Here is a 12,879-nt window from a genome sequence, read left to right on the forward strand (position 1 = left end):
GTTCTTTGCCGCCCATGCCTTTTGCCCTGTTCAAAGACCGCGCCCTCATTTCCGTGTCAGGCCCGGATGCCGAGCATTTTTTGCAGAATATCCTCACCACCGACCTCGACACGCTGGCCGTCGATGCGGCAAAGCCAGGTGCGCTGCTTTCGCCGCAAGGCAAGATCCTGTTCGATTTCCTGATCTCGCGTAGCGGCGAGAACGCATTCCGGCTGGATTGCCGTGCCGACATCGCAGACGATTTCCTGCGCCGGCTGATGCTTTACAAGCTGCGCGCCAAGGCCGAGATTGCCAGGCAGGATCAAGTGCTTGTGACGGTTGCGTGGGGCGATGATTCAAGCGCTTCACAGTCTGATTCAACGGTACTTGCCGATGCCCGCTTCCGCGAGGTGGCTGTGAGCCGCTCCTATGGCGGCGCATTCGTAGGTGGCGACCCGGCTGCGTGGCAGGCGCTCCGCATCGCCAACGGCATTGCCGAAAGCGGTTCCGATTATCAGCTCGGCGAAGCCTTCCCTCACGACGTGCTGCTCGACGAGACCGGCGGCGTCGGCTTCAAGAAAGGCTGCTATGTCGGCCAGGAAGTGGTCTCGCGCATGCAGCATCGCGGCACCGCCAGGCGCCGCGTGCTGATCGTTTCGGCCGACCGCGCCTTGCCCGCGCCGGGCTCGGAGCTGACGGTTGCGGGGCGGCCGGTCGGCACGCTCGGCTCGACCGCGGGCATGGCCGGCCTCGCCATTGCCCGCATCGACCGGGTCAAGGCGGCGCTCGACGCTGGCCAGCCGGTACTGGCCGGTGATGTCACCGTCTCGCTCGCCATCCCGGCCTGGGCGCAGTTCAGCTTTCCCAGGGAAGCCATCGGCGCGGAGGATGCCTGATGGCTGCCGATCGCGTCGGAGCGCCACCCCGCGCGTGGCAGCGCATGCTGTCGGGACGGCGGCTCGACCTGCTCGACCCCTCGCCGCTCGACATCGAAATCTCCGACATCGCCCACGGGCTTGCCCGCGTCGCCCGCTGGAACGGCCAGACCCGCGGCGATCACGCCTTTTCGGTTGCCCAGCATTCGCTGCTGGTCGAGGCGCTGTTCAGCGAGTTGCAGCCGGACGCCTCGGCCAACGCTCAGTTGGCAGCACTGCTGCATGACGCGCCGGAATATGTCATCGGCGACATGATCTCGCCGTTCAAATCGGTAATGGGCGGCTCCTACAAGGAGTGTGAGCTGCGTCTCCAGCGCGCCATCCATCAGCGCTTTTCGCTGCCGCCCGAACTCGGCGTCGGCTTGCGCAAGGAGATCAAGCGCGCCGACCAGATCGCCGCCTATTACGAGGCGACGCTGCTTGCCGGTTTCTCGACCGCAGAAGCAACCGAGTTCTTCGGCCGGCCGCGCGGGTTCAATGCCGACCGCTTCGACTTTAAGCCGCACTCGGTGACCTCGGCGCAAGCTGCCTTCCTCAAACGCTACGCAACGCTTGAAAAGCAACGCCAGGCAACGGTTGCCGTGCATTCGGCGCAGTGAACATACGCTAAATTAACCAGCGGTAACCACAGTACCGGGTTTCGATCACGGTCAGCAGGCACGCCTCATGTCCGTTGCGCACGTCAAGGGTGGTTCGCCCGTCCGCAGACGGGGAGCCGGAGGCGTCGCCGCGCCACGGCAGATCGCCGACGAACTGCGCCACCAGAACGAGCGCTTTTCGGCGGCCGTCGAGAATATGTCGCACGGGCTGTGCATGTTCGACGCCGACGAGCGGATGATCATCTGCAACGGCAACTATATCAGCATCTTCTCCCTCGACGCGAAGATCGTGCGGCCCGGCATCGCGTTCCTGGACATTCTAAAGCACAGCGTCGACATCGGTGTCGCCTCACAGAGCGCCGAAGACCTGTATGCCATCCGCAAGCCCTATATCGAGCGCGCGCAAGCCTCGACCTACGAGGAAATACTGTCGGACGGACGCATCGTTTCCATCACGCACCGGCCGCTGGCCTCAGGCGGCTGGGTGTCGATCTATGAGGACATTACGGAGCAAAGGCGGGCCGAGCAGGAACTGAAGGAGCAGCACCGCCGCTTCGATGCGGCGCTCGCCAACATGTCGCAAGGCCTGTTGATGTACGACGCCGAAGGCACGCTGATCGTGCGCAACCAGCGCTTCCTCGACCTCTACAAGGTCACGCCTGACGACTTCCCGCTCGGCATGAGCCAGCGCGCCCTGCTCGAACAGATGGTGCGACTGCGCATCTATCCGTCGATGGACATCGACGGCGAGATCGCCAACACCAGAGCCAGCCTGCAGGCCGGTGAGGAGCGTTCGACAGACCGCAGCCTTGCCGATGGCCGAACGCTGCTGGTTGCGCGCCGGCCGCTTGCCGGTGGCGGCTGGGTGGCGACCTTCGAAGACATCACCGAGCGCCGGCGCGCCGAAGAGCGCATGAGCCACCTTGCCCATTACGACACGCTGACCGACCTGCCCAACCGATCGATGTTTCGCGAACGGCTCGACCAGGCGATGGCCGGCGATACACCGTTGGCGATCTTCTCGCTCGACCTCGATCGCTTCAAGGCCGTCAACGACACCTGGGGACACCCGGCCGGTGACTGGCTGCTGAAATGCGTGGCGGAGCGGTTGCGGCACAGCCTGCGCAGCGACACCGATGTGGTCGCCCGCCTCGGTGGCGACGAGTTCGCCATCCTGCAGTTCAATCCCAAAGGCGCCACCGATGCGGAACAACTGGCAAAACGCATCGTCGCTGTCGTCAGCCAGCCGTTTCGCGACAAGGGCCGCGACATGCATGTCGGCATCAGCCTTGGCATCGCGCTGTATCCCGGTGACGGCAAGGACGCCGACACGCTTTTGAAGAACGCCGACATGGCGCTTTACAGCGGCAAGAGCGAAGGCCGCAACGTCTACCGCTTTTTCGAGCCCGGCATGGATGCCTTGGTGCGGGCGCGCCTGGCGCTCGAAACCGATCTCGAGACGGCACTGAAACGGCGGGAGTTCGTGCTGGAGTTCCAGCCGATCACCAACATCGCGTCGGGCAAGATCGTCGGCGCCGAAGCGTTGATGCGGTGGAATTCACCGACGCGCGGCCTGGTGGCGCCCGACGATTTCATCGCAGCCGCCGAAGACAGCGGGCTGATCGTTCCGCTGGGCGAATGGGCGCTGAAACAGGCCTGCAGCGTGGCCGCCGGCTGGCCGCCTGGAATGCGCATCGCCGTCAATGTCTCGGCAGTGCAGATCAGAAGCGCCGACTTTGCCCGCAGCGTGATTTCGGCGCTGGCCGTTTCCGGTGTGCCGGCCAGCCGGCTCGAACTGGAAATCACCGAGACCGTGCTGATGGATGAGAGCGAGACGGTGCTGAAGACGCTGAGGCAGCTGCGCGAACTCGGTATCCGCATCGCGCTCGACGATTTCGGCACCGGCTATTCGTCGCTCGGCTATCTCAGGCGTTTTCCCGTCGACAAGATCAAGATCGACCGCTCCTTCATCCACGATATCGACAACAAGGACACGGCGGCGATCGTGCGCACGATCATCGGGCTTGGTGCCGAACTTGGCATCACCGTCACCGCCGAAGGCGTCGAGACCGAAGCGCAGCTCGACATATTGCGCAAGGCTGGCTGCGTCGAGGCGCAGGGCTTTCTGATCGGCATGCCGTCAAAGGCCGCCGACATGGCTCGACTTCTCAAGACGAGGGCAGCGTCCCGGCGCGCCTGAACATCCCCGGCGTCATTCCATGCGCGGCGCGGAAGGTGCGCGAGAGATGGCTTTGGTCGGAGAAGCCGGCCGCAAAGGCGGCACCGGCGAGATCTGAACCTTGCCGGATCAGCAGATCGGCACGGCGCAGCCTGCGGTCACGGATGAAGGCAGCAGGGGTGAGACCCAGCACTTTCCTGAAATCGCGGATAACTTGAAAGCGCGTCACGCCTGCGGCTTCAGCGAGCCGCTGCAAATCGAGGTCCGAGTTCAGATGGTCTTCGATGACCTGTTCATAGACCCGGAGCCGGCTTTTCGATCCGAAGCTTTCGACCGCCTCGCGCCGCCGGCCGCCCCAATCGCCATGGCGCAGGATGAGCTTGCGCAAGGCGATCAGCATGGATGTTTCGGCGCTCGTGGCATCACCCGATGTCGAAGCCAAGTGCGCGACGCCTACTGCCTGGACGAGATCGGCATCATCGACGATCGCTTGCGAAAACAACGGCGGGCGATCCTGCCCGAGTTCGTCCGCGATCGCACCCATGAGCCAGGCCGACGGATAGAAGGTGCGGTAAGCCCAACCCTGGTCGGCACCCGCCTCGCCGTCATGCCATATCTCCGGATTGACGAGCAGAACCGTGCCCGACGGCGCGAGGACAGTCTCGTTGCCGATGCGGACCCGCTCGCACCCTTGCGTGATCAGGGCGACGACATAGGTCGGGTGCGTGTGCAGCTGGTAGCGATGCCGCGTGAAGCGCGCCTTGAGCATGCCAAGATCGCGAAAGCGCGGATGACGCCAGAACTGCGTCGTCTCCTGAGGCTGTTGAATTCCAGACACGGTCAATCCTGTTCAAGACGCTGCCGGCGCAAATCCTTTACGTGCTGGCATCGACAAGGCCGAATTTACGATAGCCGGCAAGGAGAGCGCAATGCTGCACAACGACCCCATCGCCGCCCTCACCCCGCAGGTGGTGGAATGGCGGCATCACATCCACGCCAACCCCGAACTCGGTTTCCAAGAGTATGAGACCGCGCGCTTCGTCGCCGACAAGCTGCGCACCTTCGGGCTCGACGAGGTTCATGAAGGCAAAGGCGGCACCGGCGTGGTTGGCGTCCTCAGAGGACGACCAGGCGTGCGCGCCATCGGGCTTCGCGCCGAACTCGATGCCTTGCCCGTGCTGGAGAAGACAGGATTGCCATATGCGTCGAAGAAAGACGGCGTGATGCATGCCTGCGGCCACGACGGGCACATCGCGATGCTGCTCGGCGCCGCCAAGCTGCTCGCCGACAACAGAGCCTTCGACGGCACCGTCTGTTTCATCTTCCAGCCGGCGGAAGAAAATGAAGGCGGCGCCATGCGGATGATAGAGGACGGACTGTTCGAGCGCTTCCCCGTGGAAGCCATCTACGCCGTCCACAACTGGCCGGGGCTGCCGCTCGGAAAGATCGCGGCCCGTGCCGGGTCGATGATGGCGGCCGTCGACACTTTCGAACTGAACTTTGAGGGGACCGGCGCGCATGCCGCCATGCCGCAGCTAGGCGACGATCCCGTGCTCGCGGCCGGCGCCTTCGTTCAAGCCGTGCAGCGCATCGTCAGCCGTTCGGTCGACCCGCAAATGGCGCTGGTCGTTTCGATCACCCAGATCCATGGCGGCAATGTCGGCAACATCGTGCCGGGCAAGGTCTGGCTGCAGGGAACCTGCCGCTTCTTCGAGCCCACTTTGTCGGGCCATTGCGAAAGGCTGATCGGCGACATCGCGCAAGGCATTGCCTCGGCGCATGCACTCACCGCCAAGCTCGCCTACAAGAAAGGCTACCCGCCGCTGGTCAACACGTCGGCTGCCACTGACCGGGCCGTCCAGGCGGCAACCGCGGTTGTCGGCCGCGAGCAGGTCGAGACCGCATTCAACCCGAGCCTCGGCTGCGAGGATTTTGCCTACATGGTCCGCGAAGCCGGCGGCTGCTATGCCTGGGTCGGCGCAGGAGCTGTCAGACCGGGCGAAGGGCTGCACGGCGATCGCTATGTCTTCAACGACGCCATCGTCCCCACCGTGCTCCGCTATTTCGTCACGCTCGTTGAGCAGACGCTACGCTGACGCCTCAGCGCAAGGTCTCGACGTATTTCTCGTGGAAGCTGACATAGCCGGGTTCGACGACTTTGAGATGGCGCTCGATCAGCTGGTGGAAGGCCGGCAGCTGATGGAAGGGCACGCCGGGATAGGCGTGGTGCTCGGCGTGATACGGCATGTTCCAGGCGACTTTGCGCACCAGCCAGTTGGTCAGCGTGGTGCGGGTGTTTTCCAGCATGTTGGCGACAAGCGGGCAGCGGCCATGCTCGGCCAGCAGATAGAGCCTGAGGAAGGGCTGGCCGAGCAGCGCCGGCACGATCCAGACATAGAGCAGTACACTTGCCTCGAACCACAGGGCTAGCGCGGCGACCACGACATAGAAAGCGATCATGGCGCGGGCTTCAGTGCGCACCTTGGGCAGGCCTTTCGGCGGCACGTAGCTGTCGTGGCAGCCGCCAATCGCGTTGGTGTAGAGTGTCTGCAAATGCCCCCACCACACCGGCAGGCCCGAGACGTGGACGATGTATTGCCGCATCGTCTCCGGTTTCGGGAAGGCGAGTTCCGGATCGGTCTCTGGATCCTGGGTGAAACGGTGATGGGCGAAGTGGAAATAGCGAAACCAGTCGGCGGGCAGCGCGATCGCCAGGCTGCAGACCCTTGCGGCGGCATCGTTGAGCCACTGCGTCTCGAACGCCGTCCTGTGCACCGTCTCATGCAGCAGCGTGAACAGGAAGACGATAAGAATGCCTTGCGGCAACATCAACAGCGGCCAGTACGACACCTTGGCCGCAATCAGCCCGCCGATAGCCACAATCGCGCCGAGATGGAAGGCGAGTTGGACCAGACCCGGCCCGTCCGACTTGCCGGTCAGGCGGCTGCGCTGCTCATTGGTCAGGAACGCGATGACGTCGAGATGGTCTCTGGGTTCAAACTGGGCCGATACGGTCATGGCGCCAAGCTACTCGAATAAGAAAGCTTTCGAAAGACGAGGATTTCTGCGACACAGATAAGCTGACCTTACCTATCGGATCACCCAATGACCGCGCTTCCTTCCCTGAGAGGACTTCAAGCCTTCGAGGCGGCGGCGCGCTCGGGGAGTTTCGCCGCAGCGGCGGATGAGCTCTCGATCTCGGCGGCTGCGGTCAGCCAGCTCATTCGCACCGTCGAGGAGCAGATGGGTCGAAAACTGTTCCATCGCGTCAACCGCCGCGTGGTGCTGACGGAAGCCGGCGTCGAGATGCTGCCCCGGCTGACCCTGGCTTTTCGGGAGATCGGCAGCATCGCGCGTGGCAGCGATGCCTTCCGCCCGCGGCTTGTCGTATCGGTGCCGCCGTCCATGGCGATGGGCTGGCTTTCCGAACGCCTCGCCGGCTTTGTCGCCAGCCACGGCGCCGTCGACATATCCCTGCGCGGCGATGACGATCCGGTGCCGTTCGACCGCGAACTGATCGACATCCGGCTGTCCTTCGGCCCGCACTATCGTGAACACCCGAGCGAGGAGATCGTCAGGGACGCCGTCTACCCCGTCTGCGCGCCAGAACTCACCGCCAAAACCGACAGCCTCGCCGGCCTGCCACTGATTCACACCGACTGGGGACCGACCGGCGCGTCGTTTCCGTCTTGGCGCACATGGTTCGAGGCGGCGGGCATAGAGCCCGGCCGCACAGTGCAGCGCGGCCTGTCGGCGAACTCGTCGCGGGCAGCGCTCGACCTTGCCATTTCGGGGCTGGGCGTGGCGCTGGCGCAAGGCATTTATTGCGCCGGGGCGCTGGAAGAGGGCCGTTTGGTCCGGGCTAATGCCCTATCGATCGCGCTGCGTCAGCCATATTGCCTGACGATCCCGGAACGCAGTGCAAGGCGCGACCTGGTGGCGGCGTTTCGCAATTGGCTGATTGAGGAATGCCGGCGGTCGGTGGGTTCGCCGGTGCTCCTATGATGGTCAGCAGCGTCAGAGATGCGCAGCCAGCGCTGCTGTCATGTCCTTGTTCGTCGCCACGGGAATGATCTCGAACTCCACCAGGTCAGACCATTCGATGACCCAGCGCTGCAGCAGCGTGACGTCATCGGCCTCGACCAAAAGGAAGCAGCGGCTCATATCAGCCGCGATCCAGGAGAGTGGTACACGACAAGCGCGTCCGGCTTCAATCTGCCGCGCTCGCCGAAACGGCGGTAGATCTCCTTGCGGTCGCAGCCGGTGAAATCCTCGATGACGATGAACTGCATTTTTCCCCCTCGGTTGAATTGCCGCCCGGGACGGCAAACTAACGCCCGGGACGGTCCAGCCGCTCCAGGAACCATTGCGTCAGCCGCACCCAGACTTCGTCCTTTTCGCCGGAATCCTCCCAGCCATGGTCGAGGTTCGGGTTGTCGTTGACCTCGATGACGAAGACGCCATCCTTGGTTTCCTTGAGATCGACGCCGTAAAGCCCGTCGCCGATGCAGCGCGCCGCCTTCACCGCGGTGTCGACGACATGCGGCGGCGTCTCTTTCAGCGTGAAGGTCTTGATACCGCCCTGGTCGGGCTTGCCGCTGGCCTTGTGGTTGACGATCTGCCAGTGTTTTTTCGCCATCAAATAATGCACGGCAAACAGCGGCTGCCCGCCGAGCACGCCGACGCGCCAGTCATATTCGGTCGGGATGAATTTCTGCGCGATCAGAAGATCGGAATCCTCCAGCCACTCGGTGGCGAGCGTCTTCAGTTCTTCGAAGTTGCCGCATTTCTTGACGCCGCGCGAGAACGATGAATCCGGGATCTTCAGCACCAGCGGAAAGCCCAGCGTCTGCGCCGCCAGTTCGAGGTCCGAGGTGCCGGCTATCATCACCGTCGGCGGCACCGGCACCTTGTTGTAGGCCATCAGTTCGTTGAGATAGACCTTGTTGGTGCAGCGGATCATCGACAGCGGGTCGTCGATCACCGGCATGCCTTCCTGCTGGGCGCGGCGCGCGAAGCGGTAGGTGTGGTTTGAGATCGAGGTGGTCTCGCGGATGAACAGCGCGTCGTAATTGGCGAGCTTGGCCAGGTCCTTCCTGGTGATCGGCTCGATTTCGACGCCCATCTTTTCGGCGATCTTGGCCCAGTAACGCAGCGAGGAAATCTCCGACGGCGGCAGTTCTTCATGCGGATCGACCAGCGTGGCGAAGGTGTAGCGTGCCGGCGTGCGGCCCTTGGTGTCGCGCCACTCGCGGTTGGTGTATGTCTCGAGCGCCTGCACGAAGAGGGCTTCTTCCTCCTCGGCCATCCTGGCCAGCGGCAGGAAGCCGATCTTGCGGATCGAGGCCCATTCGGCGCTGTCCTTGATGTGAACCTCAAGCGCCGGAGCGCGGAACCAGTCGAACAACAGCTTGGCGAAGCGGTCCCAGACCTTCGACGGTCCGATGCCGAAGAAGATGCAGATTTTTTGCGGGAAAACGCCTCCGAGATCCTTGCGGCATTTGTTGAGCGCCAGCTCCAGTTCCGGCAGCGCGTGCTCGTAGAGCTTGCGCTCGGACAGGTCGATCATCGTCTCGACCGTCGGGATGACCTTGTGGCCGCGCGAACCGGCGAGCAGAGAGGCATAATAGCCGCGGCTCTGGTAGGCGTAATTGTTCGATAGGTTGATGACCTTCGGCTGCTGGCCGCGAAACAGCGCCGGATGCGCAAGATAGTCACGGTTGGTGATGATCTTGTGCGGCGTCGCCGCCGGGTCGAGATCGTTCTGACGGCCGGTGAGGATGACCCAGGTCATTGTTATCAGCGTTTCCCAAGAGTGATGGCAGCACGCAGTCCGTCGCGGCCGAATTGCGCCATGTTCATGAAGATGCCGTGCGGCACGGGAATGTTGGCGGCATCGAGGATGGTCTCCTGTCTTTCGTCCTCGACCCAGGGATCGTGGATCAGGATGTGGTCGCCATCGTCGCCGATAGCCAGCACCCAATGCGGCACCTTCTTGCCGAACATCAGGAAGCCGCTGATCAGCACCAGCACCAGTTTTCCCTGAGCCAGGGCGCCGCGGATATCATCGATGGTGAACGGACGGTAATTCACCGGGATGCCGTAAAGTTCCGCGCGGCGGCGAAAGTCCACCTGGGCAAGTTCCATCACCCGGCGCTTGTCGTCGCTGCGCACCGATTGCAAGAACAGCGCGCCATAGAAGGACACGAAGATTTCCGCCGCAAGCCCGCTTTCGTAGCCGGAAACCGCAAGGCCGAAGGGCTCGCAGCCGCCCGGGCCGGACATCATGAACACGGTCGTTGCCTCGCGCCATAGGCGGATTTCCATGACCGGATCGGGCACGAAGCCGGAATCGAAATTGGCCATCGCCATCATCAGGCAGCATGGACCGCAGGTGAACTCGCAGGTCTGCTGGTAGAACGGGACTTTGGTGGCGACCGGAATATCGCCGCGCAAGGTCTTTTCGTAGCGCAGCGCGGTGGCGCCATCCTCGTAATAGTGGGGCTCGCCACCGATCTTGCGGTAGCCGCTCTGCTCATAGATGCCGATGGCGCGAAGATTGTCCTCGCGCACTTCGAGGCGCAACATCATGCGGTCGTGCTCGAAGGCAGCTTCTTCGGCCGCTGCAAGCAGCATGCGGCCAGTGCCGCGGCCGCTGAAAAACGGGCTGGTGGCAAGCGAATAGAGCCGGGCGACGCCGCTGCCCTTGCGAAACAGCACGATGGCGTAGCCGGCGACACGGCCATCGCTTTCGGCGACCAGCATCTCGGCTGTCTCGCGTTCGATCAACAGGCGGAAGGAGCGCCGGGAAATGCGGTCACTGGAAAAAACCGCCTTCTCGATGGCGGCGAGGTCATCGACGTCGGACGCGCGGGCCTTGCGAATCTCGGCAGGCATGCGGGTTTGGAAAACCTCGATTGGGTGGAGGAAAAGGCCGCGGTCAAAAACGTCGCAAACATCAGCCGAAACGCTGATATCCATCAAGCGCTATCGCACTTCGAATAGGGCCGAATTGTGACACTTTCTACCCAGGCGCATTCCCGAAACGGAACGCGCTTAACTGGCGATACCCGCCAGAAGCTGACCGTAGGCGCGCTTGGCGACCGCAGCCAGTTGCTCGCGCGGCAGCGAGCCGACGACGGCACAGGCATAGCCCTTGTCCAGCCAGTAGATCGCCTCGGGGCCGTCGGCGTCGGCCATATAGGTGCCCTTGGACTTGGCGGACGAATCAGCTGTCACAAACAAAGAGATGCGCTGGCCCTTGGCGTCCTCGTAAAGCAGCATCGCGGCCTTGCCCTGGCCGGCGGGCAGCAGCCGGCCGCCAACCAGCTGGAAACCTTCCGCCACCAGATCCGGCGCCACCAGTTTCAAGCCGACGCGGTTGGACAGCCAGGTCTGCAGGTGATCCTTGTCGCTTGCCGGCACTTCCACTGCATGGCGCTGTTCGGCGGCATAGATGACATGGGCGGCGATCGCCTCTTCGGCCAGTTGGTCATCGGCGCCATCTTCCCTGCCGATGCCGTCGATGCCGGCAAAATAGCCGCCAAGACCGCCGATGACGAGCACTGCGGCCGCCGCGGCCGCAAGCCACCAGCGCGACTGCCGCGCCGCCGCTTTGGTCGCGCCTTCACCGCTAACGATCTGCTTGAACAGCACCGGCACGGGCTCGTCGAGCACACCGGCAAAGGCGGCGCGCAACGCGGCGCGGTCGGCGGTGTAGCGGGCGCTTTTGGCCTTCATTTCGGGATTGGCGTCGATCCAGGCGTCGTAGGCGGCGCGCTCGTCGCCCGGCAGCTCGCCGTCGAGAGCCATGTGGATATCGCGTTCGGAAAAATCGCTGCGGGTCATTTCTCGACGATCCTTATCGAGCGGCGGCGCGCCGTGTCATCGAGCAGGCTGCGCAGCTCCTCGCGTCCGCGCGCTATGCGCGACATCAGCGTGCCGGCGGGCACGCCGAGAATGTTGGCGGCTTCGGCATAGGAAAATCCTTCGATGGCGACCATGACGAGAGCGGCGCGACGGTCGGGGCTGATCGCCTGCAATGCGTCGATGATCTCGCGCGAGGCGGCGTTCTCCGCCTGCTCGGCGGGGACTGCCTGCGCCTCGTTTGCGTCAAGCGGCAGGATCGCCGCCTCACCGCGCCGGTTCACCTTGCGCATCTGATCGATGAACAAATGATGCATGATCGTAAACAGCCACCTCCGGGGGCTTTCTCCCGTCTGCCAGCTTTCAAGCCGCAAGAGCGCTCGTTCGAGGCAATCCTGGACGAGATCGTCAGCGGATTCGCGGTCGCGCAGAAGCGAGCGTGCGTAGCGGCGCAGGCGCGGTATTTCGCCAAGGATTGCTGCCTTCTTTTCGTCCATGACCGCTGGTTCTGAGGTCGCCCTTGTTTAACCCGATTGAACGCGCCTTCCCGGCGCGGCGCAAGCGGCCAGCGCGAAGCGGTCTGCCGCCCCGGTCACCCAAGCAGTGAGATAACGAGTTGATCGGCTAAATTATTCCCGGCAATCAACAAAAGGGCCGAATTATCCTAAATCGGTCAGTGCGAAATCATGGCCTTTGTACAGCAGTGGAAGATCGCGGCTTTTCGCGCAGGCGTAAGCAAAACAGTCCCCGAGATTCAGATCCGCCTTGTGGCCAACGGCTTTGCCGTAACGGGCGCTCGCGTCAATGGCCCGAGAGCCGATGTTGTCGTCAATGGCCAGACTCTCTCCCATGATCTCCACAATGAACTCATCGATCAGATCGCGGGCATGGAGAAGGGCTTCAGCGCTGGGTCTGCGCGGGCCGGCGCCGGCCCTTGCCAATGCCTGTGTTGCTTCGAAGTGAACCAACGGAGAAACCCAGACCTGCCCGGAAAAACCGGATAGCTGCTTCAGCAATTCCTCCCACCCAGGTTCCTGGTTGAGAATGGCGACGATCACCGACGCGTCGACAAACATCAGTCTTCCCACATCTCGTCGGTGAACTTCTTCATATCGAAATCGGGATTGGGCAGGCCAAGCTTCCTGGCCCTGTCCTGAAGACTGGCGATCCGATCGCGCAGCGGCACCTTCGCCCGATTGCGCTCAAGTTCGTGCACGAGCGCGACCCGCACCGCCTCCGTTTTGCTCGGAGCGTTCGTCTCGCGTTGCAATCTGCTGGCCAGCGCATCCACTTCGTCGTCGCGGATATAGAGCGGCATCGA

Annotated in this window: 15 protein-coding genes; 5 read left to right on the forward strand and 10 right to left on the reverse strand. The window is 63.2% G+C overall.

Annotated elements, in window-relative coordinates; translation table 11 throughout:
- The first annotated feature begins 14 nt into the window (after positions 1–14).
- From ygfZ to NKI46_RS04290, 3 genes are all read left to right on the forward strand, one after another.
- The gene (ygfZ, locus tag NKI46_RS04280) at positions 15–875 is read left to right on the forward strand and encodes a CAF17-like 4Fe-4S cluster assembly/insertion protein YgfZ (protein WP_352744900.1); all 861 of its coding nucleotides are present in this window, start codon (positions 15–17) and stop codon (positions 873–875) included.
- On the forward strand, positions 875–1,513 hold the full coding sequence (locus tag NKI46_RS04285) for an HD domain-containing protein (protein WP_023670260.1): 639 nt from the start codon (positions 875–877) through the stop codon (positions 1,511–1,513). The genes ygfZ and NKI46_RS04285 overlap by 1 nt, the downstream gene beginning before the upstream one ends.
- 67 nt (positions 1,514–1,580) lie before the next feature.
- Positions 1,581–3,713: a putative bifunctional diguanylate cyclase/phosphodiesterase gene (locus NKI46_RS04290; RefSeq protein ID WP_023670259.1), complete on the forward strand. Its 2,133-nt coding sequence runs from the start codon at positions 1,581–1,583 to the stop codon at positions 3,711–3,713.
- On the opposite strand, the gene NKI46_RS04295 is transcribed toward NKI46_RS04290, so the two are convergent.
- On the reverse strand, positions 3,682–4,530 hold the full coding sequence (locus tag NKI46_RS04295; RefSeq protein WP_031195762.1) for an AraC family transcriptional regulator: 849 nt from the start codon (positions 4,528–4,530) through the stop codon (positions 3,682–3,684). The genes NKI46_RS04290 and NKI46_RS04295 overlap by 32 nt on opposite strands.
- Before the next feature lie 91 nt (positions 4,531–4,621).
- Here NKI46_RS04295 and NKI46_RS04300 point away from each other — a divergent pair, with 91 nt between their 5' ends.
- The gene (locus tag NKI46_RS04300; protein ID WP_023687295.1) at positions 4,622–5,788 is read left to right on the forward strand and encodes an amidohydrolase; all 1,167 of its coding nucleotides are present in this window, start codon (positions 4,622–4,624) and stop codon (positions 5,786–5,788) included.
- 4 nt (positions 5,789–5,792) lie between these two features.
- Here NKI46_RS04300 and NKI46_RS04305 read toward each other — a convergent pair whose 3' ends face one another.
- Entirely contained in the window at positions 5,793–6,710 is a 918-nt protein-coding gene (locus NKI46_RS04305) for a fatty acid desaturase family protein (protein WP_031195761.1), read from the reverse strand.
- Positions 6,711–6,797: 87 nt separating this feature from the next.
- Between NKI46_RS04305 and NKI46_RS04310 the strand changes: the two genes are divergently transcribed.
- Entirely contained in the window at positions 6,798–7,697 is a 900-nt protein-coding gene (locus tag NKI46_RS04310; RefSeq protein ID WP_023753089.1) for a LysR substrate-binding domain-containing protein, read from the forward strand.
- A gap of 12 nt (positions 7,698–7,709) precedes the next feature.
- On the opposite strand, the gene NKI46_RS04315 is transcribed toward NKI46_RS04310, so the two are convergent.
- The 8 genes from NKI46_RS04315 to NKI46_RS04350 form a co-directional block, all read right to left on the reverse strand.
- Positions 7,710–7,856: a DUF3303 domain-containing protein gene (locus NKI46_RS04315; RefSeq protein WP_352744904.1), complete on the reverse strand. Its 147-nt coding sequence runs from the start codon at positions 7,854–7,856 to the stop codon at positions 7,710–7,712.
- Positions 7,853–7,984 (reverse strand): hypothetical protein, encoded by a 132-nt coding sequence (locus NKI46_RS04320; protein ID WP_352744907.1) that lies wholly within the window; start codon positions 7,982–7,984, stop codon positions 7,853–7,855. Before NKI46_RS04320 ends, NKI46_RS04315 begins: the two co-directional genes overlap by 4 nt.
- Positions 7,985–8,022: 38 nt before the next feature.
- Entirely contained in the window at positions 8,023–9,486 is a 1,464-nt protein-coding gene (locus tag NKI46_RS04325) for a RimK family ATP-grasp domain-containing protein (protein ID WP_023692866.1), read from the reverse strand.
- Between the two features lie 5 nt (positions 9,487–9,491).
- Entirely contained in the window at positions 9,492–10,589 is a 1,098-nt protein-coding gene (locus NKI46_RS04330; protein ID WP_023738571.1) for a peptidase C39 family protein, read from the reverse strand.
- 159 nt (positions 10,590–10,748) lie between these two features.
- On the reverse strand, positions 10,749–11,540 hold the full coding sequence (locus NKI46_RS04335; RefSeq protein ID WP_023738570.1) for an anti-sigma factor family protein: 792 nt from the start codon (positions 11,538–11,540) through the stop codon (positions 10,749–10,751).
- Positions 11,537–12,055 carry an RNA polymerase sigma factor gene (locus NKI46_RS04340; RefSeq protein WP_023670250.1) on the reverse strand — a complete coding sequence of 173 codons (519 nt, stop codon included), beginning with the start codon at positions 12,053–12,055 and terminating at the stop codon, positions 11,537–11,539. The genes NKI46_RS04335 and NKI46_RS04340 overlap by 4 nt, the downstream gene beginning before the upstream one ends.
- A gap of 162 nt (positions 12,056–12,217) precedes the next feature.
- Positions 12,218–12,634: a type II toxin-antitoxin system VapC family toxin gene (locus NKI46_RS04345; protein ID WP_023692861.1), complete on the reverse strand. Its 417-nt coding sequence runs from the start codon at positions 12,632–12,634 to the stop codon at positions 12,218–12,220.
- The gene (locus NKI46_RS04350) at positions 12,634–12,876 is read right to left on the reverse strand and encodes a type II toxin-antitoxin system VapB family antitoxin (protein ID WP_023670248.1); all 243 of its coding nucleotides are present in this window, start codon (positions 12,874–12,876) and stop codon (positions 12,634–12,636) included. Before NKI46_RS04350 ends, NKI46_RS04345 begins: the two co-directional genes overlap by 1 nt.
- Positions 12,877–12,879: the final 3 nt, after the last annotated feature.

Origin of the sequence: Mesorhizobium sp. M0615 (assembly GCF_040320805.1) — a bacterium.
In the GTDB taxonomy this organism is placed as follows: domain Bacteria; phylum Pseudomonadota; class Alphaproteobacteria; order Rhizobiales; family Rhizobiaceae; genus Mesorhizobium.

Bases quoted from the DNA above. Each gene is read 5' to 3' on its own strand.
- NKI46_RS04320 (WP_352744907.1), bottom strand. From the start codon at position 7,984: ATGCAGTTCATCGTCATCGAGGATTTCACCGGCTGCGACCGCAAGGAG.
- NKI46_RS04305 (WP_031195761.1), bottom strand. From the start codon at position 6,710: ATGACCGTATCGGCCCAGTTTGAACCCAGAGACCATCTCGACGTCATC.
- NKI46_RS04330 (WP_023738571.1), bottom strand. From the start codon at position 10,589: ATGCCTGCCGAGATTCGCAAGGCCCGCGCGTCCGACGTCGATGACCTC.
- ygfZ (WP_352744900.1), top strand. From the start codon at position 15: ATGCCTTTTGCCCTGTTCAAAGACCGCGCCCTCATTTCCGTGTCAGGC.
- NKI46_RS04335 (WP_023738570.1), bottom strand. From the start codon at position 11,540: ATGACCCGCAGCGATTTTTCCGAACGCGATATCCACATGGCTCTCGAC.
- NKI46_RS04285 (WP_023670260.1), top strand. From the start codon at position 875: ATGGCTGCCGATCGCGTCGGAGCGCCACCCCGCGCGTGGCAGCGCATG.
- NKI46_RS04325 (WP_023692866.1), bottom strand. From the start codon at position 9,486: ATGACCTGGGTCATCCTCACCGGCCGTCAGAACGATCTCGACCCGGCG.
- NKI46_RS04350 (WP_023670248.1), bottom strand. From the start codon at position 12,876: ATGCCGCTCTATATCCGCGACGACGAAGTGGATGCGCTGGCCAGCAGA.
- NKI46_RS04290 (WP_023670259.1), top strand. From the start codon at position 1,581: ATGTCCGTTGCGCACGTCAAGGGTGGTTCGCCCGTCCGCAGACGGGGA.
- NKI46_RS04345 (WP_023692861.1), bottom strand. From the start codon at position 12,634: ATGTTTGTCGACGCGTCGGTGATCGTCGCCATTCTCAACCAGGAACCT.
- NKI46_RS04340 (WP_023670250.1), bottom strand. From the start codon at position 12,055: ATGGACGAAAAGAAGGCAGCAATCCTTGGCGAAATACCGCGCCTGCGC.
- NKI46_RS04315 (WP_352744904.1), bottom strand. From the start codon at position 7,856: ATGAGCCGCTGCTTCCTTTTGGTCGAGGCCGATGACGTCACGCTGCTG.
- NKI46_RS04300 (WP_023687295.1), top strand. From the start codon at position 4,622: ATGCTGCACAACGACCCCATCGCCGCCCTCACCCCGCAGGTGGTGGAA.
- NKI46_RS04310 (WP_023753089.1), top strand. From the start codon at position 6,798: ATGACCGCGCTTCCTTCCCTGAGAGGACTTCAAGCCTTCGAGGCGGCG.